A 21408-nucleotide genomic window follows, 5' to 3' on the forward strand; every position below is an offset into this window, starting at 1 on the left:
TTTAAGCCAAAGTATTCTGATTGCAGATCTCCATAATGGCGGCCATTCACTCCCATTGAAGGTGTCCGTCATGATCCCGGTTACAGCCCTTGGCGCCATCGCGGCGCTCTCCATCGCCATCATCCTCATTTTGAAGAAGGTGCCGCCCGCTTACGGCATGATCGTGGGTGCCCTTGCCGGTGGCCTGATTGGCGGTGCCGATCTGACCCAGACCGTCGCCCTGATGATCGGCGGTGCCCAGGGGATCACCACTGCGGTGATGCGGATCCTGGCGGCCGGTGTGCTGGCGGGCGTACTGATCGAATCGGGCGCGGCTACCACTATCGCCGAGACCATCGTCAAGAAACTCGGTGAAACCCGCGCCCTGCTGGCGCTGGCACTGGCAACCCTGATCCTGACTGCGGTCGGCGTGTTCGTGGATGTGGCCGTCATCACGGTGGCGCCCATTGCGCTGGCCATCGCCCGCCGTGCCGACCTCTCCAAGGCGGCCATCCTGCTGGCGATGATCGGTGGCGGCAAGGCGGGTAACGTGATGTCCCCCAACCCCAACGCCATTGCCGCGGCTGATGCCTTCCATCTGCCCCTCACCTCTGTGATGGCGGCAGGCATCATTCCGGGTCTGTTCGGTCTGGTGATGGCCTACTGGCTGGCCAAGCGGCTGAACAACAAGGGCAGCAAGGTTGCTGCTGATGAGGTGGTGAGCTTTGCCGGTGCCAAGTTGCCAGGCTTTGCCGCCGCCATCAGTGCACCGCTGGTCGCCATCCTGCTGCTGGCTCTGCGTCCTGTTGCCGGTATCGTGGTGGATCCGCTGATTGCACTGCCGCTTGGTGGTCTGGTCGGTGCCCTGATGATGGGTAAATTCAGCAAGGTGAACCAGTTTGCGGTCTCCGGCCTCGCCCGCATGGCGCCGGTCGCCATCATGCTGCTGGGTACCGGTACTCTGGCAGGCATCATTGCCAACTCCGGTCTGAAAGATGTGCTGATCAGCGGCCTGACCGCTTCCGGTCTGCCTTCTTACCTGCTGGCGCCTATCTCCGGTGCTTTGATGTCGCTGGCGACCGCCTCGACCACCGCCGGTACCGTGGTGGCCTCCAACGTATTCAGCTCCACCCTGATTGAACTGGGGATCAGCGGTCTGGCCGGGGCGGCCATGATCCATGCCGGTGCCACCGTGTTTGACCACATGCCCCACGGCTCTTTTTTCCATGCCACCGGTGGCAGCGTCCACATGGGGGTAGGTGAGCGCCTGAAACTTATCCCTTACGAAACTGCAGTCGGTCTGACCATTGCCACTGTCTCCACCCTGATGTTTGGCGTGTTTGGCCTCGCCTAAGGAATTGATATGAAAATTGTTATTGCCCCCGATTCATTCAAGGAGAGTCTGAGCGCCATGGCGGTGGCTGATGCCATCGAGGCCGGTTTCAAGCAGGTACTGCCGAACGCCACCTACGTCAAATTGCCGATGGCCGATGGCGGTGAAGGCACGGTGCAATCGCTGGTGGATGCCACCGGTGGCCGCATCCTGCCGGTCGAAGTGAGCGCGCCCCTAGGTAACAAGGTGCAGGGCTTCGTCGGCCTGCTGGGTGATGGCCAGCGCGCAGTCATCGAGATGGCTGCCGCCTCTGGTATCCATCTGGTGGCGCCCGAGCAGCGCAATCCGCTGCTCACCTCCAGCTTCGGCACCGGCGAGCTGATCCTGGCTGCGCTGGAGATGGGAGTGAAGCACCTCATCCTCGGTATCGGCGGTAGTGCTACCAATGACGGCGGTGCCGGTATGATCCTGGCGCTCGGCGGCAAGTTGCTCAAAGCGGATGGTGCGCCTATTGCTCTGGGTGGCGCAGGTCTCAGTGAGCTCGCGACCATCGATCTGAGCAGTCTGGATCCGCGTCTGAGCGATCTGGTTATCGAGGTAGCGTGCGATGTGAACAACCCGCTCTGCGGCCCGAAAGGCGCCTCTGCGGTGTTTGGCCCGCAAAAGGGGGCGACCCCCGAGATGGTGGCGCAGCTCGATGCCAACCTCTCCCGTTATGCCGACTGCATTGAGCAGGCCCTTGGCAAGCAGGTGAAGGATATTCCGGGGGCGGGTGCTGCCGGTGGCATGGGGGCCGCGCTGGTCGGTCTGCTAGGTGCCGAACTCAAGCCTGGCATTCAGATCGTCATCGAAGCGCTGAAACTGGCCGATGAAGTGGCCGATGCGGATCTGGTCATCACCGGCGAAGGTCGTATCGACAGCCAGACCATCCATGGCAAGACGCCAATCGGTGTCGCACGTTGCGCCAAGCAGTTCGGCAAGCCGGTGATCGGTATCTCCGGTTGCCTGACCGACGATTGCGGTGTGGTACATGATCACGGGCTGGACGCGGTATTCGCCGTGGTCAACCGCGCCATGTCTCTGCCGGAGGCGCTGGAGAGCGCCAGCGCAAACATTCAACTCACTGCGCGCAACGTCGCGGCACTCTATCAACTCAAGGGTTGATCCGGTTCGGCCGATGGGCCCCATCGGCCACTCAATATCCCCGTTTGGGGCATCTCCCATCCCGTGAGATGTCTGACTGCCCTGGCACTTATTTGCCGATCCATCGTGATCGGCTCTTTTCTTTCCGTTCCTTTGTCTTGCCACACTTTTGACTCCATGGGTCAGCGCGGTTTTGATAGGCGCACATCTCCCTTTACGGCATAGTGGTCGTACCAAGTACAAGGAGAGACTCATGTTCCTGCTGACCCTGGGGGTTGCGCTGTTTACCCTGATCCATCTCTACCCCTGTTTTGCGGTGGCCCATCGGGCGCGACTGAGAGAACGGCTGGGTGAGAATCGCTACAAGGGGCTCTTCTCCCTGCTGGTGTTTGTCGCCATCGCCTGCATCATTGCCGGTTGGCGCTCGGCCAGCTCGCTGCCGCTCTATTTCCTGCCGGAGTGGGGGCCGATGACCATGACGGTGATGATGCCCTTTGCTCTGATCCTCTTCTTCTCCGGCCAGGGGCCCAACCATCTGCGGCGCTGGCTGGTGCATCCCCAACTGCTCGGTACCCTGCTCTGGGCGGTGGCCCATCTGCTGGTCAACAGCGAGGCGCGATCTCTGGTGCTGTTTGGCGGCATCGGGCTGTGGGCGCTGGTGAGCATGGTCTGGATTTCGGTGCGGGACTGGCAGCGATATCCCCGCCCGGCGGCTAACTGGACAGGCACTGGCATCAGCGTCGGGGCGGGCCTGGCTGCCACCGCGCTGCTGGTGTTCTGGGGCCACGGCTGGCTGACCGGCATTCCATTGCATTGAGAGTGAACTGCGGCTCTGGTAACCGCGTATGATGGACAAAACAAAAGGAGTCTTGGCGATGAAATGGTTCACTCTGTTGCTGTTATTGGGGGCTGGCGCGGCCTCTGCGGCGTGCCCCGATTATTTCAATGTGGAGATGCGGGAGCTAAACAACTCTCAGCGCCACAACCTCTGTCAGCTGACCGAGGGCAAGGTGGTACTGGTGGTCAATACCGCCTCCTACTGCGGCTACAGCGGTCAGTTTCGCGATCTGGAGAAGCTCTACCAGAGCTACAAGGATAAAGGGCTGATTATTCTGGGTTTCCCCTCCAACGATTTCTGGCAGGAGGCGGGCAACGAGACCAAGACCGCCGAGGTGTGTCGCCGCGACTATGGCGTCACCTTCCCGATGTTCAATCGGGTAGCGGTGCGGGGCTCCGATGCTGTGCCACTGTTCAAGGGGCTGGCGGCGGCCGCTGATGGGGATGAGCCGAACTGGAACTTCCACAAGTATCTGGTGGGGCGCGATGGCAAGCTGATCGCCAGCTACGGCGCCAACCAGAATCCGGCTGACGACCCCCTCAAACTGCAGATCACCCGGGCGCTGGGGCTCTGACCCTATTCCTTGGCGGGCGGCTCTGGAATAATGGGCTCCCGCCACTCAATCCGGTTATCTTGTGCTGCAACGTCTTCCTCAAATGGTGATCTTCGATGCGCTGGTGCGCGAGCAGGGAATCTCTGCTGCCGCCCGTCGTCTCGGGGTCTCCAAATCCCATATCAGCAAGCAGCTGGCGCTGCTGGAGACCACCCTTGGCGCCCAGCTGGTGCAGCGCACCACCCGCCGCTTCGTCCTGACCGAGCTGGGTCAGGAGTATGCCCGTCACTGCCATGCGCTCGTGGCGGTGGCGCAGGAGGCTGACTCCATGATCGCCGAGCGGCGTGGCAAGGTGAGTGGCGTGCTCCATCTCGGGGTGGGCCAATCTTTTGGTCGTCTGCACGTCATTCCTCATCTCAAGGCGTTTCAGGATCGCTATCCCGAGCTGGAGCTGGAGGTCTCGCTGTTCGACCACAGAACCAATCTGGTGGATGAGGGGCTGGATCTCTGGCTCACCACCTATGAGGACAAGCCGGAAGGGCTGGTGGGACAGCGGCTGGCCGACATTGGCTTCGTGGTGGCGGCTTCGCCGGATTACCTGCTGAGCCACGGTACGCCGCTCCATCCCAAGGATCTGGCCCAGCACAACTGCATCACTTACCAGAGTCGGGAGCGGCGCTATCACCAGTGGTCGTTTCGCCAGGGCAAGGAGCGCCAGACGGTGCAGGTGGCGGGCAACTATCGGGTGGATATGGCGGAGGCGGTGCGGGATGCGGCACTGGCCGGGCTCGGCATCGCCTATATCGCCAACTACTTGCTGGACAAGGAGTTACAGAGCGGCAAGCTAATCCCGGTGTTGCCAGGATGGCGACCGAACCAGCAGATGGCGGTACACGCCGTTTATGCCAGGCGCGAACATCTGGATCCCAAGATCCGTCTCTTCATCGATTTCCTCAAGGCCCGCTTTGGCCCCGAACCCTATTGGGAGCAGCGACTGGTCCCCTGGCTCGGGGGTAAATTGTCCGGCAGTGAGGAATGATTGTTTCCATATAAAAACTCTCGATTTCTCCTGATACTAAAACCGAACCAAATCAGCCAGTTGGCGCAACCGATATCGTGCAAACGTTTTTTCTAACAGGGTTGTAACCAAGCGGACTTGCAGTGACGGGGTGAGAGGCGCAGAATCCGCGCCCATCTTTTTCCCCACCTGATGGAGTCCCTATGATTGCCCTGCTCGGCATCCTGAGTATCCTGGCGCTTGCCGTCATCTGCTCTGATAATCGTCGTCGTATCCCGTTGCGAACAGTTGGTCTTGCCCTCTGTCTGCAAGTCATGTTTGCCGGTCTGGTGCTCTGGCTGCCTGCCGGTCAGCACGTGCTGAACGGGGTCAGCGAGAGCGTAAGCAGCGTGATCGGTTATGGTCAGGAGGGGATCGCCTTCCTGTTCGGCGATCTGGCCAAGTTCAAGCTGGGCTTCATCTTTGCCTTCAACGTGTTGCCGGTCATCATCTTCTTCTCTGCGGTGATCGCCATCCTCTACCACATCGGCATCATGCCGCGGGTGATCGCCCTGCTGGGTGGTGGCTTGCAGAAATTGCTGGGCACCGGCCGTGCCGAGAGCCTCTCCGCGACCGCCAACATCTTCGTCGGCATGGTGGAAGCGCCGCTGGTGGTCAAACCCTACCTCTCCAAGATGTCCGATTCCCAGTTCTTCGCCGTGATGAGCTGTGGTCTCGCCTCCGTCGCCGGTGGCACCCTGGTGGGCTATGCCAGCCTCGGGGTTGAGCTGAAATACCTGATCGCGGCAGCCTTCATGTCGGCCCCTGCCGGTCTGGCGATGGCCAAAATCCTGGTGCCGCCGGGAGCTGAAGAGGTCGATCACCATCAGGATGTAGAGATCCCCCGCGCCACCAACGTGATTGAAGCGGCGGCCGATGGCGCCATGTCCGGCCTCAATATCGCGGTGGCGGTCGGTGCCACCCTGCTGGCTTTCGTTGGAGTGATCGCCATGCTGAATGGCCTGCTCGGCTGGGCTGGCGGTCTGGTAGGGCTGGATCTGAGCTTCCAGATCATTCTGGGCTGGCTGTTTGCCCCAGTCTCCTGGCTGATCGGGGTGCCCTGGGATCAGGCACAAGCCGCTGGCGCTCTGATCGGCACCAAGATCGTGGTCAACGAGTTCGTCGCCTTTATCGGTCTGGTGCAGGATCAGACCCTGAGCGAGTCGAGCAAGGCCATCGTGACCTTCGCCCTGTGCGGCTTTGCCAACATCTCCTCCATGGCGATCCTGATCGGTGGTCTGGGCTCCATGGTGCCGGAGCGCAAATCCTTCATCGCCCGTTACGGCATGCGCGCCATTCTCTCCGGCGTGCTGGCGAACCTGATGAGCGCCTGTCTGGCCGGTCTGTTTCTCGCCCTGTAACCGCTGCGGTACGGAATAGATGCAACAAGGGCGCCCTGATGGCGCCCTTGTCATATGGATAAAATGAAGCCCCGGCCTTGTTCGGGGCTTCTTGTTGCTGCTCAGTCGACGTAGAAGGTCTGCTGGAAGCTGAGGTTCTGTTGCTGCCCACCGCCCATGATCTTCAGGGTGAACTGATAGGTATCTTCGTTGCGGTAGGGGAGGGTCGCCAGATAGTAGATGGCATCGCCCTCTTTTACCTCCTGGAAGCTGAGGTTGCGGATGGTGCCGGTCAGGTTTTTGGCCTCACCGGTGATCCCCACGGCTTGCGCCACTTTCTGCTTATCCTGTACCGCAATATTGATGATGGCGTTGTAGCGGCTGCGCTCCAGTCCATACGCCTTGGCGACCTCTGGTGTAAGGAAGCTGGAGTTGAAGGCGTTGTAGTGCACCAGCCAGGGCCCCAGCTCCTTCATCTGTTCTGCCTTGAGCGGCAGGGTCATCAGCAGTGCCAGCAGGCCACTCATCCAGGCTGTTTTCATCTGTCATCCCTCTCATATCTACGGTTGGCGCAGGCCGATTCATTCAGCCTTGCGTGTCATTCAGCAGTGCACTCACTTCTTGCGGCAACTGTTTGGGGCTGTCGATGGCGACGGTTTTGTGTCGCCCCAGCTCGCCCCGCACTATGGTTACCTGGCCCTTGGCCACCTTGAACTGCTTGGCCAGAAACTTGATCAGATGGCTGTTGGCCTGGCCATCGACGGGCGGTGCCGTGATGGCCACTTTCAGCTCTTCACCATGCAATCCGATGATCTGATCCCGACTCGCCTTGGGCTGGATCACCAGATGTAGTACCAGTTCATCCCCTTGTTGCAGGACGGCTGGCATCAAATCATCCACCACAGCTGGCCGAACAGGTCACCCAGCAGGTAGTTGATGGCTTGCAGGCCGATAAAGGCGACCAGCACCGAGAGATCCAATCCGCCCAGCGCCGGCAGTACGCGGCGGATAGGGGCGAGGAACGGCTCGGTCAGCTGATGCATCACGTATTCGATGGGGTTGCGGCCCTGGCTGACCCAGCTCAGGATGGCGCGGATCAGCAGTACCCAGAAGATCATCGAGCCCGCTTTCTTCAGCACGGTCAGCGCGGCAAACAGGCAGATGCTGAGCCAGTCCGCCAGCAGCACGTTCATGCTCTTGAGCAGGGCCAGCTTGGCGAAGGCGATGGCCAGCGCCAGCACCACGGAAGCGAGATCGATGCCGCCCAAGCCCGGGATCACCCGGCGCAGCGGGATTACCAGCGGATTGGTTAGCTTGACCACCATCTGGCTCATCGGGTTGTAGAAGTCGGCACGGGCCCACTGCAGCCAGACGCGCAGCAGGATCACCATCAGGTAGAGATCGAAAACGGTGTTAATCAGAAAGTAAGCAGTGTTCATCTGGGCTCCTGTTAGAAGAGGGTTTCCATTTCGGTGGCGCGAGCAACGGCCGCCTGCATGGCTTGCGCAGTCAGCGGCATCAGCCCCTGCTGCTGGAATGTCTTGATGGCTTCGGCTGTGGTGCCGCCCTTGCTGGTGACCTGCTCACGCAGGGTCTGCAGCGCCAGCTCGGGGTTTTGCTCCACCATGGCGGCTGCGCCCAGTGCGGTCTGCTGCACCAGCAGGCGTGCCTGATCGGGCGAGAAACCCATCGCCTCCGCCTCTTCGGCTATCGCCTGCATAAAGAGGAAGAAGTAGGCCGGAGCACTGCCCGCCGCGGCGATGACGCCGTTGATGCCGGACTCCTGCTCTACCCAGAGGGTCTTGCCGACCGCCTGCATCATCTGCTCGGCAAAGTCGCGATCCGCGGCGGCAATATGTTCGGGTGCATAGAGACCGGTCATGCCCAGACCCAGCAGGGCCGGGGTATTGGGCATGGTGCGGATGATGCGGTCATGGCCACCAGCCATCTCGCCAAGGCGCGCCACCTTGATACCGGCCGCGATGGAGATGAGCAGCTTGCCCTCAAGGGAGCCCAACTCTTCAACCAGTGCTGACAGCATGCCGGCCATCAGCTGCGGTTTGACCGCCAGCACGATCACTTCGGCATCGCGGGCCGCCTCGGCATTACTCTGGGTGATGCGAATGCCATGTTCGCTCGCCAGCGCCTCCAGCTTGGGCAGACTGGGGTTGGCAGCAGTGATCTGCCCGGCGGGATAACCCGACTTGACCAGTCCGGCGATGATGCTGTGGCTCATGTTGCCCGCGCCGATAAAGGCCAGCGTTCTATGCTGCATCAGATGCTCCTGTTGCACATGGGGTCGCGGCGGGGTTGGCGCTGCCTGCACCACCTGACGCCAGAATTCGGTGTTCCATCAAACGCTCCTGTTGATGAAGTCGCGGCAAGAGGCGGACGTATGGGTTATCCGCTGGCCTTGCCTATGAGTAGTCACGGGCGCCGAAGATGGCGGTGCCGACCCGCACCATGGTGCTGCCGTGGGCTATCGCCAGTTCAAGATCCTCGGTCATGCCCATCGAGAGGGTATCCACCGTGGGGTATTGTCGCGCAAGCTCGGTGAACAGAGTCTGCATACGGGTCATTTGGGCGGCCAGTACGCTCTCGTCACTGGTGTGTTCGGGAATGGCCATCAGCCCCCGCAGCACCAGTCGCTCACTTTGAGAGACCTGCTCGGCAAGACGGAAAATCTCTTGTTCCGACGTTCCGGATTTGCTGCTCTCTCCGCTAATATTGATTTGCAGACAAACATTTAGCGGTGACATGCTGGCAGGGCGCTGATTGTTCAGACGTTCGATCAGCTTCTCTCTGTCCACGCTTTGAACCCAGTCGAACCGTTCGGCAACCAGCCTGGATTTGTTCGATTGCAAAGGGCCGATAAAGTGCCACTCTATGTCGCTATATTCCGGCTGCTGGCGCAAGGTATCGATCTTGGCCGCTGCTTCCTGAGCGTAGGATTCGCCAAAGCAGCGCTGACCTGCGGCATGGGCGGCCATGATGGCCTCGACCGGCTTGGTCTTGCTCACGGCCAACAGGCGGATCTGCTGCAGGTTTCGGCTCGCCCGTTCGGCGGCCTGGGCAATACGTTCCTTTACCTGAAACAGGTGCTGGGCAATATGGTTCATATTTCGTTAGTGATCTTGTGATGGGAGAATGACAAGTCTATGGATATCACAGAGTTATTGGCTTTCAGTGTAAAGCATAAAGCCTCGGATCTACACCTCTCGGCCGGGGTTCCCCCGATGATCAGGGTTGATGGTGAGGTTCGCAAGATCAATTTGCCCGCCCTGGAACACCGGGAAGTGCATGCGCTCATTTACGACATCATGAACGACCATCAGCGCAAGGAGCTGGAGGAGAACTTCGAGGTCGACTTCTCGTTCGAAGTGCCCAATTTGGCCCGTTTCCGGGTCAACGCCTTCCAGCAGGCGCGCGGCTCGGGCGCGGTATTTCGTACCATCCCCAGCACGGTGCTGAGCCTCGAGGATCTCGATGCGCCGGAGATCTTCCGCAAGATCGCCGAGTTTCCGCGGGGTCTGGTGTTGGTGACCGGCCCGACCGGTTCCGGTAAGTCGACCACGCTGGCGGCCATGGTCAACTACATCAACGAGAACTTCCATCACCACATCCTCACCATCGAAGACCCCATCGAATTCGTCCACGAGAACAAGCGCTGTCTGGTGAACCAGCGGGAAGTGCACCGGGATACCAAGAGCTTCAGCAACGCCCTGCGCTCGGCACTGCGGGAAGACCCGGACATCATTCTGGTGGGCGAGATGCGCGACCTTGAGACCATTCGTTTGGCCATGACCGCCGCCGAAACTGGCCATCTGGTGTTTGGCACCCTGCACACCTCGTCGGCGGCCAAGACCATCGACCGTATCATCGACGTCTTCCCCGGCGCGGAGAAGGACATGGTGCGCTCCATGCTCTCCGAATCCCTGCGGGCGGTTATCTCCCAGACCCTGCTCAAGCGTATCGGTGGCGGTCGGGTGGCGGCTCACGAGATCATGATGGGCATTCCGGCGGTGCGTAACCTGATCCGCGAGGACAAGATTGCCCAGCTCTACTCGGTGATCCAGACCGGGATGACCCACGGCATGCAGACCATGGATCAGAGCCTCAAGCAGCTGGTTAGTCGTGGCGTGGTGGCATCCCTTGATGCCAAGGCCAAGGCCGTGGATCCCAACAGCATTTAAGAGACTCGCACCCAGGGAGGGATAGATGATGAATCTGGATGATCTGCTGAGCGAGCTGGTCGAGCGAAAGGGATCGGATCTGTTTGTGACGGTGGGCTCGCCGCCCACCCTCAAGGTAAATGGCCATCTGGTGTCGCTGGGGGGTGAGGCGCTCGACAAGAAGGGGGCACTGACGCTGGTCAGGGATACCCTCAGCAGCGATCACTTCGAGCGCTATATCCGCACCAAGGAGGCCAACTACGCGATCTATCGCGAGGCGCTTGGCCGTTTTCGGGTCAGCGCCTTCTGGCAGCAGGAGCTGCCCGGCATGGTGGTGCGGCGTATCGAGACCCGCATTCCCACCTTTGAAGATCTGCAGCTACCCAAGATCCTGCAAGAGGTGGCGATGGCCAAGCGGGGGCTGGTGCTGTTTGTCGGCGCCACCGGGGCGGGCAAATCGACCACCCAGGCGGCGATGATCGGCTATCGCAACCAGCATGCCGATGGTCATATTCTGACGGTGGAAGATCCGGTGGAGTTCGTCCATCAGCATGGTCGCAGTCTGGTGACCCAGCGAGAGGTGGGGATCGACACCGAGTCGTTCGATGTGGCGCTGAAAAGTTCGCTGCGTCAGGCACCGGACGTGATCCTGATCGGTGAGATCCGCAGTCAGGAGACCATGGAGTTTGCCCTGCAGTTCGCCGAGACGGGCCATCTTTGTCTCGCCACTTTGCATGCCAACAATGCCAACCAGGCGCTGGATCGCATCCTCCATCTGGTACCGCAAGACAAACACCGCCAGTTCCTGTTCGATCTCTCTTTCAACCTCAAGGCCATCGTCGCTCAGCAGCTGGTGCCGAGTATGGATGGCAAGCGGCGCTGCGCTGCGTTCGAGATCCTGCTCAATACCCCGCTCATCACCGACATTATCCGCAAGGGAGAGATGCATCGCCTCAAGGAGGTGATGACCAAATCGACCGAGCTGGGTATGCAGACCTTCGATCAGGCGCTCTTCAGCCTGTTCTGCGCCGGCCAGATTGGCTACAGTGAGGCACTCGCCCACGCCGACTCGGCCAACGACCTGCGACTGCTGATCAAGCTCTCCGGTCGCGAGCGGCTCGGCACCGGCACGCTGGACAATGTGACGCTGGATGAATGAATCATGGGGCCGCTCTGCCGTTCGGCCCCTCGCCATAAAGGAACGTTATGCTGATTGTGGTTTCCCCGGCCAAGACGCTGGATTACGAGTCACCGCTGGTGACACCCCGTTTCACCCAACCCGAGCTGCTGGATCACTCCGCCGAGCTGATTAGCCGAGCCCGCCAACTGAGCCCTGACCAGATCGCCACACTGATGAAGATCAGCGACAAGCTGGCCGGTCTCAATGCCGCCCGTTTTGCCGAGTGGCAGCCAGATTTCACCCCCGCCAATGCCCGTCAGGCGCTGCTGGCCTTCAAGGGGGATGTCTACACCGGTTTGGCGGTAGAGGATTTCAGCGAGGCCGATTTTGACTTCGCTCAGGCACACCTGCGGATGCTCTCCGGCCTCTATGGCGTGTTGCGTCCCCTCGACCTGATGATGCCCTATCGACTGGAGATGGGGACTAGGCTCAACAATAGTCGCGGCAAGGATCTCTACCAGTTCTGGGGGGAGGTGATCACTCATCACCTCAACGACGCGCTGGCAGCCCAGGGGGATGAGGTGCTGATCAATCTGGCCTCCGACGAGTATTTCAAGTCGGTACGACCCAAGAGCCTGAAAGGGCGGATCGTCACGCCGGTGTTCAAGGATGAGAAGAACGGTCAGTTCAAGATCATCAGCTTCTACGCCAAGAAGGCTCGCGGCATGATGGCCCGCCACATCATCAAGCACCGTCTGACCGAGGTGGAGCAGCTGACCGGCTTCAACGCCGAGGGCTACTACTTCGTGCCGGAAGAGTCGGACGCCAATACCCTGATGTTTAAACGCGCCGAAAATTAATTACAAAAAGAGGGAACCAATCTTTCGACCCGAGGGTCTGAATATGTGAATCCTCTGTTGTAAGCACTTTTTATTCGCCGACGTTTGATACGTCGGCTTTTTTATTGCCGTTTTTATTGTCCATCGATTGCCTTCGCCGGGACTATGTGGTTCAGATAGACTCAAGACAGGGAGCGAGTTGTCGTGAGGTGAATATGGAACAGAAAAATGCCATTCGGCAGGTTGCCGTCCCTTGGGCTCCGTCCCGCCAGCTACCGCCCGGTCTGGTTGTGGCCGAGTTGCATCAGGATCTCTGGAGCGACTCCCTGACCATCATGCTGGGGCGGGCGCGCAGCATCGATCTACCCCCGCAAATCCTCTGCAGGGTCTATTTTCGCCATATCTACGCCCTGCGGGTCATCGAGGATTGCGATCTGGCCGAGGGGAAGGATAGCCACGCCATCGAAGAGCAGATCCAGCTCATCACTCCATCCCGTTTTGCCAGCTGGTTCCATCAGGAGTCGGACGGCCTGCATCTGGATGAAGATCTGCAGCACTATCGCATCTCCACTTGGGATTACTGCGCCGATGTGCTGACCTCTTCTGCGCCAGAGCTGCAGTTCCTGCCCCAGAGCGAGTAGCCAGCGATAACGCCAGAGGCCAAGGGGGATCCTTCGCCTCTTGTCTTTGTGGAGGTGCAGAGCGTGCGATGCTCAGGTCACTCAGTCAGAGGGTGGCCTGTTGTGTTGCCACAAAAAAAGCGCCTCAGAGGAGGCGCGGGGAAAAAGACAGATTGGAAGCGTCACATGGGTGCTACTTGAATCAGCGAATGAGCCGTGCCATTCAAGTATGGAGCTATCATGCCAAGCTCAATCTGAAGTAGTTCTGAGGCGATTCTTCATCTTCTGTTCATCTTGTCAGCAAGGCGTGGCCACTGATTGAAAGCCTTTTCATTCTGGTCGCGATATTGTCCTGTTCCTCTCCGGGGACGCTCATTGTCTCATGGGGCCAGCTCGAATGTTGTGCCTGCCTGTTCCAGTGCCAGCAACCAGCGCTTGATGGGAATGCCGCCAGCATAACCGGTCAGATCGCCGCTGCGTCCGATCACCCGATGGCAGGGCACTATGATGCTCAGCGGATTGCGCCCATTGGCAGCGCCCACAGCCCGCACCGCCTTGGGATTGCCTATCGCCTGGGCAATCTCGAGATAGCTCACGGTCTCGCCATAGGGGATATCGCACAAAGCGTTCCATACCGTTTGCTGAAACGGGGTGCCCTTCGCTGCCATGGGCAGATCGAACTGCTGCAACTTTCCGGTGAAATAGGCGGTGAACTGGGCAAGATAGGGCGCCAGCGCCTTGTCATCCCGTTGCCAGTCAGCTTGCGGCATGACTGGTCGCTCCCCGTGCATGAACTCCACGTGGCGCAGTCCATCCTGATCGATGGCGACCAGCAGGGGGCCGCGGGCGCTGTCGCAAAAACTGTATCTCATCGGCTGACATCCTTTGGGGGTTGGCTCAGTCCAGAACTGGTTTGCCGCGGGCGGACTTGATATCCCCCTTGCGCTTTTTGGCATCGACCCGTTTGCGCTGGGAGCTGCGGGTCGGCTTGGTGGCATGGCGAGCCTTGGGGCGCCAGGCTGCTTTTTTCAGCAACTCCACCAGACGGCTCACCGCCTCCTTGCGGTTCATGTCCTGGCTGCGATGGCTCTCGACCCGGATCAGGACAAAGCCATCGTGTACCCGGCTGTCGCTCAGCTTGTCGAGACCCTCCTTGTAGAGGGGCGTCAGGCTGGGAGAGTTGTGGTAATCGAAGCGCAACCAGACGGCGGAGTCGGTCTTGTTGACGTGCTGTCCACCGTTGCCCTGTGCCCGCATGGTCTGAAATTGCAGCTCATGCCAGGGAATCGTGACGCTGTTGGAGATAACTAACATGCTGTTTTGCTCTTGTTTGGTGCATACCCGCTGACCGCTGCAGCATGGTGCCTCATTATGGGGCGTGCTGGCCAGTTATGGGGATGTACCTGGCGAATGGCGCCGACATTAAACTCTATCTATATGAAATAAAACAATAAAAATACTTGGCATAAGAATTGAAACCCGATTCATGACACACCATGGATTGGGAGCAACCAGATGAAGCTGATTAGTGCGATTATCAAACCGTTCAAGTTGGACGATGTCCGCGAGGCTATTGCCAACCTGGGGGTGGAAGGGCTGACCGTGTCCGAGGTCAAGGGATTTGGCCGCCAGAAGGGACACACCGAATTATACCGGGGAGCCGAGTATCAGGTCGACTTCCTGCCCAAGGTGAAGCTGGAGATTGCTACCGCCGATGATAACGTGGAAGGGGTGATCGAGGCGATCTGCAAGGCGGCCTATACCGGCAAGATCGGCGACGGCAAGATTTTTGTCTACGACTTGCTGCAAGCGGTGCGCATCCGCACCGGCGAGAGTGACGACGAGGCGCTGTGATGAACCGCATCAGTGACGTACAGATCTGTTGACCTCCCGATCTCGGGGAATCCCGATGGAGTGAGCGCTTATTGAAGCCTGATCAACATAACGTTTTGCTCAGAAGAGGCCGAATGGGATTCCATCCGGCCCTTTTCATTTATGGGCGATTAAATATGTGATGTGGCGACGGCGAGCTTTCTTGATCCGCTTATAAGATGTATGCAGAATGCAAACGGAAATCGTTATCACTCTGTATAGCTAATCAAGGAATGGATGATGAAAATGAAGATGTTGGCACTGGCTTTCTCTGCGTTGGCAGCTCAGTCGGCATTGGCGGCCGGGGAAGTGAATGTCTACTCCAACCGGCAGGATGAGCTGATCAAGCCCATCATCCAGCAGTTCGAGAAGGAATCTGGCATCAAGGTGAACGTGGTGTTCGCCAAAGAGGGATTGAACGAGCGTCTGGAGCGGGAAGGCAAGCTCTCTCCGGCCGACCTGATGCTGACCGTCGATATCAGCCGTCTGACCGATCTGGTGGACAAGGGGCTGGTGCAGCCGGTGGATAGCAAGATCCTGCAGGAGAACATCCCCGCCATCTATCGTGATCCGGAGAATCGCTGGTTCGCCCTGACCACCCGGGTGCGCGCCATCTACTCCAGCAAGGATCGCCTCGGCAAGCTCGACACCATCAGCTACGAAGATCTGGCCAAGCCTGAATTCAAAGGAAAAATCTGCACCCGCAGCGGCAAGCATGAGTACAATGTGGCGCTGGTCTCCTCCATGATTGCCCATCACGGCATGGCCGAGACCAAAACCTGGCTGGAAGGGGTCAAGGCCAACCTGGCGCGCAAGCCGCAGGGCAACGACCGGGATCAGGTCAAGGCGATCAAGGATGGTATCTGTGACGTGTCACTCGGCAACAGCTACTATCTGGGCGCCATGTTGAAAGATCCTGCTCAGAAGTCCTGGGCGGATGCGGTCTATATCAACTTCCCGAACCAGGCTGACCGCGGTGCCCACGTCAACGTGAGTGGCGTGGCCATGACCAAGTATGCCAAGAACAAGGCCGAGGCCCAGAAGCTGATGGAGTTTCTGGCCGGCGACACCGCCCAGCACATGTATGCGGACGTGAACGCCGAATATCCGGTCAAGGCCGGAGTCGAGCCTTCCGCCATGGTCAAGTCCTGGGGCAGTTTCAAGTCTGACCCACTACCGGTCAGCGATTACGCCAAGCACCGCAAGGACGCCTTGCAGTTGCTGGATGAAGTGAAGTTCGACTTGTAATCAGATGGGGCCAACGGCCCCATCAACATCTGTGGTCTCATGAAAAATTTTGGATGGATGACCGGCAGCTGGGCCATCGCCCTGCTGCTGGGTTTACCGGTTATAGCCCTGCTTTTCTCTGCCTTCTCGGCTGAGGGGGAGCTGTTTCGCCACCTCGCCGATACCGTGCTGCTCGATTATCTGGGCAATACCCTGGGGCTGGTGGTCGGCGTAGTATTGCTCAGCTTGCTGTTTGGCGTGCCTACCGCCTGGCTGGTGGCCATGTGTCAGGTACCGGGGCGGCGCGCCCTGCAGTGGGCTTTGATGCTGCCAATGGCCATGCCCTCTTATATCGTCGCCTACGTCTATACCGACCTGCTCGACTACTCGGGCCCGCTACAAGCTGGGTTGCGAACACTCTTTGGCTGGAACAGTCCGGCCGATTACTGGTTTCCTGCCATTCGCTCCCTTGGTGGCGCAGCCTGGGTGCTGGCACTGGTGCTGTTCCCCTATGTCTATTTGCTGACCCGCGCCTCCTTTCTGGAGCAGTCAGTCAGCCTCATTCATTCCAGCCGCCTGCTCGGCTGTACCCCGTGGCAGAGCTTTCGCCGCCTCAGTCTGCCGCTGGCGCGCCCGGCCATCATGGTGGCGGTGTCGTTGGTGGCGATGGAGACGTTGGCCGATTTCGCCACCGTCCACTTCTTTGCCATCAACACCCTGACCACGGCGGTCTACGACACCTGGCTCGGCTATGGCAGTCTGGCCACCGCGGCCAAACTCTCCTGCCTGATGTTGCTGGCAGTGGTGCTGTTGATCGCGCTGGAGCGCCGCTCTCGCAGTCGGCAGCAGGTGTTCCAGAAGTCCATGGGTCATGAGCAGCCGCTGCGCTATCCGCTCAAGGGGATGAGTCGCGCTCTGGCCGCTTTTTGGTGCTGGGGGCTGGTGCTGGCCGGTTTCGGCCTGCCGTTCGTCATCCTGCTCGATTACGGGGTGCGCTACTTCGAGTTGTCGTGGACGCCGGAGTTTGTCCGCTTCGCCGGCAACAGTCTGCTCATCTCGGCGTTGACCGCCCTGCTGGCGATGGGCATCGCCCTGCTGCTCGGCTTCTTCTGTCGTCTCGATGGCGGGATCAAGAGTCTGCTGCCCCTGCGCATCGCCGCCATGGGCTACGCCATGCCGGGTACCGTGCTCGCCATCGGCGTGCTGGTGCCGCTCACCGCCCTCGACTTTGCCATCAACGATCTGGCCGAGTGGCTGGGGCGTCAGGGCCCGGGCCTGCTGCTGACCGGCACCATCACCGCCATCGTGTTCGGTTATCTGGTACGCTTTGTGGCCATCGCCATCGGCTCGGTGGAGAGCAGTATGGGCAAGATCTCCCCCAGCCTCGACATGGCTGCCCGCTCTCTTGGGCAAGGGGATGGCGGCATGCTGCGCCGGGTCCATCTGCCGCTGGTGCGCCGTGGCCTGTTTGCCGGTGCCATGCTGGTGTTCATCGAATCCATGAAGGAGCTGCCCGCCGCCCTGCTGCTGCGGCCGTTCAACTTCGATACTCTGGCGACCCACGTCTATCAGTTCGTCTCGGACGAGATGCTGGAGCGCGGCGCGCTGGGGGCTATCGTCATTGTGCTGGTGGGACTGTTGCCGCTGATCTGGGTCAACCGCACTCTGGACAGTCCGGGCCACTGAGTCGCCACGTCGGTCAATGAAATTGCATGCGGTGTGCTGAACCAAAAGGCTGCGCGCCGCCAGAAACGAGAGGAAGTCAGCCTTGTCCTGTTTGCAGGTTGAAAATGTCAGCTGCCGTTACAACGGCCGCAATGTGCTGGAACAGCTCTCCCTGACGGTGGCAGACAACGAGATCGTCTGCCTGCTGGGAGCCAGTGGCTGCGGCAAAACCACGCTGCTCAAGGCCATCGCAGGGCTGCTGCCGTTGGCAGAGGGCTCGATTCGCCTCGGCGATACCCTGCTCGACGGGCCGGGTGCCAGCGTGCCGCCCGAGGCGCGCAATATCGGGATGATCTTTCAGGATTACGCCCTCTTCCCCCACCTGACGGTAGCTGACAACGTCGGCTTTGGCCTGACCAAACTCGATCGCCGCGCCCGCCAGCAGCAGGTGGACGAGGCGCTGGCGCTGGTCAATCTGCAGGGGCTGGGGGATCGTTATCCACACCAGCTCTCCGGTGGCCAGCAGCAGCGGGTGGCCATCGCCCGGGCGCTGGTGTGCAAGCCGCGGCTGATGCTGCTGGATGAACCTTTTTCCAACATCGATACCCAGGTGCGGATGAAGTTGATCCTCGAGATCCGCGCCCTACTCAAGCAGCAGGGGATCGGCGCCATCTTCGTCAGCCATAGCAAGGAGGAGGCGTTCGCCTTCGCCGATCGGCTGGCGCTGTTTCGCGCCGGTCACATCGAGCAGGTGGGCCAGCCGGAGCAGCTCTATCGCCGCCCGCAAAACTGCTTCGTGGCGGAGTTTCTCGGCGGGGTCAACTATCTGGCCGCCGAGGTGGTGGACAGCCACTGCGTGCGGACGGCGCTCGGGGTCATCTGTGGCAGTGAGCCTCATGGCCGCGCAGTGGGTGAGCAGTTGCAGCTGATGCTCAGACCTCAGCAACTGCTGCTGGAGAGCGCCGCAGATGGCGAGCTTAAGGTGGTGGAGCAGCAGTTCCTCGGTCACCACTGCCGGGTGCTGTTCGAGTGTGGCGATCTGCAACTGGAGGCGAGCATTGGCGAGCCCCTTGATGGGATGCGGGCACGGATCAAGGTTGCCCCCCATGGGCTGGTGTTGTTTGACCCTTTGCCCTGAACGCGTGATATCGTCGTGAAATCAAAGAACTGGATCCACTCTGGTTTATAATCGCGCAACGCAAATAGCCCGTAACGCTAACGCCTACTCAGGGGAGAGATATATGAAAGCCCAAGCCGGGATCTGCGCAGAGCCGAATCTGCACGCCCTCTATCTGATGTTCAATCGTACCGGCGATGCCGCCGAACTGGTCGGCCGTCTGGCCAAACTGCCCGCCTTGTGGCAGGCGGTCGCCGCCGATTTCCCCGATGCCGGTTTCAGCGGTCTGGTTGCCGTTGGCGCCGATGCCTGGGATGGTCTCTACCCTGCCGCCCGTCCGCCCCAGTTCCGCAGCTTTATGGCGCAATCCGCCAACGGTCAGGAAGCCCCCAACACCCCGTTTGATCTCTTTATTCAGCTGCGTGCCGAGCGGGTGGATGTGCTGCACCACGCCGGTCACCGCGTGATGGCGCTGCTGGCCGGGCTGGTCGAGCTGGCCGAAGAGGTGCGCGGTTTCCGCAACCTGGATTTCCGTGACCTGACCGGTTTCGTTGATGGCACCGAGAACCCGCAGGATGAACACCGTGCCGAAGTGGCGCTGCTGGCCGATGGCGAGTTTGCCGGTGGCTCCTACATTCATGTCCAGCGCTGGGTCCACGCCATGAGCGACTGGGAGAAGCTGGCGCAAAAAGAGCAGGAAGACATTATCGGTCGCACCAAGCCCGACAACATCGAGTATGAGTCTGCCGCCAAGCCGTTGACCGCCCACATCAAGCGGGTCAACCTCAAGACGCCGAAAGGGGAGTCCATGGAGATCCTGCGCCAGAGCATGCCCTGGGGCACCATGACCGAGCAGGGGCTCTACTTCATCTCCTGCTGCCGCACTCCGCAGCACTTCAACGCCATGTTGGCCAGCATGTACAAGGGGGAGGGCAGCCACTTCGACCACCTGCTGCGCTTCACCAAGGCGGTGACCGGCGCCGCTTTCTTCGCCCCATCGGAAGGTTTTCTGATGGCGCAGGGCAAATAAGCCCGCCTGACGAAGCTGCAGAAAACAAAAATCCCGGCCTTGGCCGGGATTTTTCGTTCTGGCGTGACCGCGATGACGCGGTAGCGGCCATTACGGCGTCTGTTCGAACAGCTCGAGGGCGGAGAGGTAGAGCTCTTCGATATCGGTATCGCTGGTCGGGGTGATGAAGATGGTGTCATCACCGGCGATGGTGCCGAGGATCCCCTCTGCCTTGCCGAGGGAGTCGAGCAGGCGGGCGATCAGCTGGGCTGCGCCCGGGCTGGTGTGGATCACCACCAGTGCGCCGTTGTGATCGACGTCCAGCACCAGATTCTTGAGCGGGCTGGAGGTGGTGGGCACGCCCAGTTCCACTGGCAGGCAGTAGACCATCTCCATCTTGGCATTGCGAGTGCGAACGGCGCCGAAGCGGCTCAGCATGCGCGATACCTTGGACTGGTTGATGTTCTCGAAGCCCAGCTCTTGCAGGGCGGTGACGATTTCTGCCTGGGAGCCAAAGCGCTCTTCTTTCAGCAAGGCTTTAAAGGCCTTGGCCAGTTTTTCTTGCTTGTCGTTGTGTTTCATCTTGGTCTCACGAATGAGGAGGTGTGGCGGCCTGTGCGATACAGGCGGCAGATACGAACAGCGGGGCCATTTTGCATTCATATGCCGTTTTTTGCAAGGAAGCGGCGCTTGTTCTGCATATTGATTCAAAAATGGCTTGCATCAACCTTTATTAGGGATAGAATCGGGATGAAATTTTGAAAACTTATTCAATTGGGTTGTATGGGTATTGAATTAATAGGTATCGAGAAGTCCTGGCACAAGGTGCCGGTTCTGCAACAGGTCAGCTTTCGGACATCCCCCGGTGAAACCTTGGTGTTGCTGGGCCCGAGCGGTGCTGGCAAGAGTTCCCTGCTACGGATGATGAACCTGCTGGATACCCCGGATGCGGGTGTTCTGCGGATTGGCGAAAGTGAATTTTCTTTCCCGAACTCCCTCTCTGCCGCCGAATTCAACCGCCAGTCCCAACTGCTGCGTCGCAAGGTGGGTATGGTGTTCCAGCAGTACAATCTCTGGCCACATCTCACTGTGATGGAGAATCTGATTGAAGCGCCGGTCAAGGTGCTCGGCATGAGCAAGGAGGCCGCCATCGAGAAGGGGGCCTACCTGCTGGCCCAGCTGCAACTGGCCGACAAGCGCGATGCCTGGCCTGCCCGTCTCTCTGGCGGCCAGCAGCAGCGGGTGGCCATTGCCCGTACCCTGATGATGGACCCGGAAGTGCTGCTGTTTGACGAGCCGACTGCTGCCCTCGATCCCGAGATCACCAAGGAGGTGGCCGAGATCATCCGTAACCTGAGCCAGACCGGCATTACCCAAGTGGTGGTGACCCACGAGGTCGACTTTGCCCGCAAGGTAGCCAGCCAGGTGATTTATCTGGAGAAGGGGCGGATCATAGAATCCGGCACCGCTGCCATTTTCCAATCCCCGCAAACCAGCCGGTTTGCCGAATTCTTGATGCATTGA

Annotated in this window: 24 protein-coding genes; 16 read left to right on the forward strand and 8 right to left on the reverse strand. The window is 59.8% G+C overall.

Annotation, left to right across the window (positions count from 1 at the left end; genetic code table 11):
• Nucleotides 1–70: 70 nt before the first annotated feature.
• The 6 genes from I6L35_RS08925 (at nucleotide 71) to I6L35_RS08950 (ending at nucleotide 6264) form a co-directional block, all read left to right on the forward strand.
• A complete protein-coding gene (locus I6L35_RS08925; protein ID WP_139707427.1) occupies nucleotides 71–1333 on the forward strand; it encodes a GntP family permease in 1263 nt (420 codons plus the stop codon).
• Between the two features lie 9 nt (nucleotides 1334–1342).
• The gene (locus tag I6L35_RS08930; RefSeq protein ID WP_216980067.1) at nucleotides 1343–2476 is read left to right on the forward strand and encodes a glycerate kinase; all 1134 of its coding nucleotides are present in this window, start codon (nucleotides 1343–1345) and stop codon (nucleotides 2474–2476) included.
• A 232-nt stretch (nucleotides 2477–2708) separates the two neighbouring features.
• A complete protein-coding gene (locus I6L35_RS08935) occupies nucleotides 2709–3272 on the forward strand; it encodes an NnrU family protein (protein ID WP_042084306.1) in 564 nt (187 codons plus the stop codon).
• Between the two features lie 58 nt (nucleotides 3273–3330).
• Nucleotides 3331–3867, forward strand: coding sequence for a glutathione peroxidase (locus tag I6L35_RS08940; RefSeq protein WP_005340333.1), 537 nt, complete (start codon nucleotides 3331–3333; stop codon nucleotides 3865–3867).
• A gap of 82 nt (nucleotides 3868–3949) precedes the next feature.
• Nucleotides 3950–4885, forward strand: coding sequence for a LysR family transcriptional regulator (locus I6L35_RS08945; RefSeq protein WP_042053315.1), 936 nt, complete (start codon nucleotides 3950–3952; stop codon nucleotides 4883–4885).
• Nucleotides 4886–5067: 182 nt separating this feature from the next.
• Nucleotides 5068–6264 carry a NupC/NupG family nucleoside CNT transporter gene (locus I6L35_RS08950; protein WP_005357935.1) on the forward strand — a complete coding sequence of 399 codons (1197 nt, stop codon included), beginning with the start codon at nucleotides 5068–5070 and terminating at the stop codon, nucleotides 6262–6264.
• 101 nt (nucleotides 6265–6365) lie between these two features.
• Here the strand turns inward: I6L35_RS08950 and I6L35_RS08955 are convergent, their stop codons facing one another.
• The 5 genes from I6L35_RS08955 to I6L35_RS08975 form a co-directional block, all read right to left on the reverse strand.
• On the reverse strand, nucleotides 6366–6785 hold the full coding sequence (locus I6L35_RS08955; protein WP_113740088.1) for a DUF4426 domain-containing protein: 420 nt from the start codon (nucleotides 6783–6785) through the stop codon (nucleotides 6366–6368).
• 43 nt (nucleotides 6786–6828) lie between these two features.
• Nucleotides 6829–7131, reverse strand: a complete 303-nt coding sequence (yggU, locus tag I6L35_RS08960) for a DUF167 family protein YggU (RefSeq protein ID WP_021230942.1) — start codon at nucleotides 7129–7131, stop codon at nucleotides 6829–6831.
• Nucleotides 7131–7682, reverse strand: a complete 552-nt coding sequence (locus tag I6L35_RS08965) for a YggT family protein (protein ID WP_124930250.1) — start codon at nucleotides 7680–7682, stop codon at nucleotides 7131–7133. Before I6L35_RS08965 ends, yggU begins: the two co-directional genes overlap by 1 nt.
• An 11-nt stretch (nucleotides 7683–7693) precedes the next feature.
• Complete coding sequence (proC, locus tag I6L35_RS08970) at nucleotides 7694–8518, reverse strand: pyrroline-5-carboxylate reductase (protein WP_216980068.1); 825 nt, start codon at nucleotides 8516–8518, stop codon at nucleotides 7694–7696.
• Between the two features lie 142 nt (nucleotides 8519–8660).
• A complete protein-coding gene (locus I6L35_RS08975) occupies nucleotides 8661–9362 on the reverse strand; it encodes a YggS family pyridoxal phosphate-dependent enzyme (protein WP_216980069.1) in 702 nt (233 codons plus the stop codon).
• Nucleotides 9363–9401: 39 nt separating this feature from the next.
• On the opposite strand from I6L35_RS08975, the gene tapT reads away from it, so the two are divergent.
• The 4 genes from tapT to I6L35_RS08995 all read left to right on the forward strand — a co-directional run bounded on the left by tapT (nucleotide 9402) and on the right by I6L35_RS08995 (nucleotide 13015).
• Nucleotides 9402–10436: a type IVa pilus ATPase TapT gene (tapT, locus tag I6L35_RS08980; protein ID WP_005340354.1), complete on the forward strand. Its 1035-nt coding sequence runs from the start codon at nucleotides 9402–9404 to the stop codon at nucleotides 10434–10436.
• Between the two features lie 28 nt (nucleotides 10437–10464).
• The gene (gene tapU, locus I6L35_RS08985) at nucleotides 10465–11574 is read left to right on the forward strand and encodes a type IVa pilus ATPase TapU (RefSeq protein ID WP_005340356.1); all 1110 of its coding nucleotides are present in this window, start codon (nucleotides 10465–10467) and stop codon (nucleotides 11572–11574) included.
• A 47-nt stretch (nucleotides 11575–11621) separates the two neighbouring features.
• Nucleotides 11622–12395: a peroxide stress protein YaaA gene (gene yaaA / locus I6L35_RS08990; RefSeq protein ID WP_100646812.1), complete on the forward strand. Its 774-nt coding sequence runs from the start codon at nucleotides 11622–11624 to the stop codon at nucleotides 12393–12395.
• Nucleotides 12396–12589: 194 nt separating this feature from the next.
• Complete coding sequence (locus I6L35_RS08995) at nucleotides 12590–13015, forward strand: hypothetical protein (RefSeq protein ID WP_005340360.1); 426 nt, start codon at nucleotides 12590–12592, stop codon at nucleotides 13013–13015.
• 359 nt (nucleotides 13016–13374) lie between these two features.
• On the opposite strand, the gene I6L35_RS09000 is transcribed toward I6L35_RS08995, so the two are convergent.
• Complete coding sequence (locus tag I6L35_RS09000; protein ID WP_216980070.1) at nucleotides 13375–13866, reverse strand: methylated-DNA--[protein]-cysteine S-methyltransferase; 492 nt, start codon at nucleotides 13864–13866, stop codon at nucleotides 13375–13377.
• A 25-nt stretch (nucleotides 13867–13891) separates the two neighbouring features.
• A complete protein-coding gene (gene arfB / locus I6L35_RS09005) occupies nucleotides 13892–14308 on the reverse strand; it encodes an alternative ribosome rescue aminoacyl-tRNA hydrolase ArfB (protein WP_216980071.1) in 417 nt (138 codons plus the stop codon).
• 201 nt (nucleotides 14309–14509) lie between these two features.
• On the opposite strand from arfB, the gene glnK reads away from it, so the two are divergent.
• The 5 genes from glnK (at nucleotide 14510) to I6L35_RS09030 (ending at nucleotide 19905) form a co-directional block, all read left to right on the forward strand.
• The gene (gene glnK / locus I6L35_RS09010; RefSeq protein WP_005341406.1) at nucleotides 14510–14848 is read left to right on the forward strand and encodes a P-II family nitrogen regulator; all 339 of its coding nucleotides are present in this window, start codon (nucleotides 14510–14512) and stop codon (nucleotides 14846–14848) included.
• Between the two features lie 258 nt (nucleotides 14849–15106).
• Entirely contained in the window at nucleotides 15107–16114 is a 1008-nt protein-coding gene (locus I6L35_RS09015) for a Fe(3+) ABC transporter substrate-binding protein (RefSeq protein ID WP_216980262.1), read from the forward strand.
• A gap of 39 nt (nucleotides 16115–16153) precedes the next feature.
• Nucleotides 16154–17779, forward strand: coding sequence for an iron ABC transporter permease (locus I6L35_RS09020; RefSeq protein WP_216980072.1), 1626 nt, complete (start codon nucleotides 16154–16156; stop codon nucleotides 17777–17779).
• A gap of 82 nt (nucleotides 17780–17861) precedes the next feature.
• Nucleotides 17862–18896: an ABC transporter ATP-binding protein gene (locus I6L35_RS09025; protein WP_216980073.1), complete on the forward strand. Its 1035-nt coding sequence runs from the start codon at nucleotides 17862–17864 to the stop codon at nucleotides 18894–18896.
• A gap of 103 nt (nucleotides 18897–18999) precedes the next feature.
• A complete protein-coding gene (locus I6L35_RS09030) occupies nucleotides 19000–19905 on the forward strand; it encodes a Dyp-type peroxidase (RefSeq protein ID WP_216980074.1) in 906 nt (301 codons plus the stop codon).
• Nucleotides 19906–19995: 90 nt separating this feature from the next.
• On the opposite strand, the gene argR is transcribed toward I6L35_RS09030, so the two are convergent.
• A complete protein-coding gene (argR, locus tag I6L35_RS09035) occupies nucleotides 19996–20466 on the reverse strand; it encodes a transcriptional regulator ArgR (protein ID WP_005340378.1) in 471 nt (156 codons plus the stop codon).
• 201 nt (nucleotides 20467–20667) lie between these two features.
• Between argR and I6L35_RS09040 the strand changes: the two genes are divergently transcribed.
• Nucleotides 20668–21408, forward strand: a complete 741-nt coding sequence (locus I6L35_RS09040; RefSeq protein WP_005357971.1) for an ATP-binding cassette domain-containing protein — start codon at nucleotides 20668–20670, stop codon at nucleotides 21406–21408.

This window comes from Aeromonas sp. FDAARGOS 1405 (genome assembly GCF_019048265.1).
GTDB lineage: Bacteria > Pseudomonadota > Gammaproteobacteria > Enterobacterales > Aeromonadaceae > Aeromonas > Aeromonas veronii_A.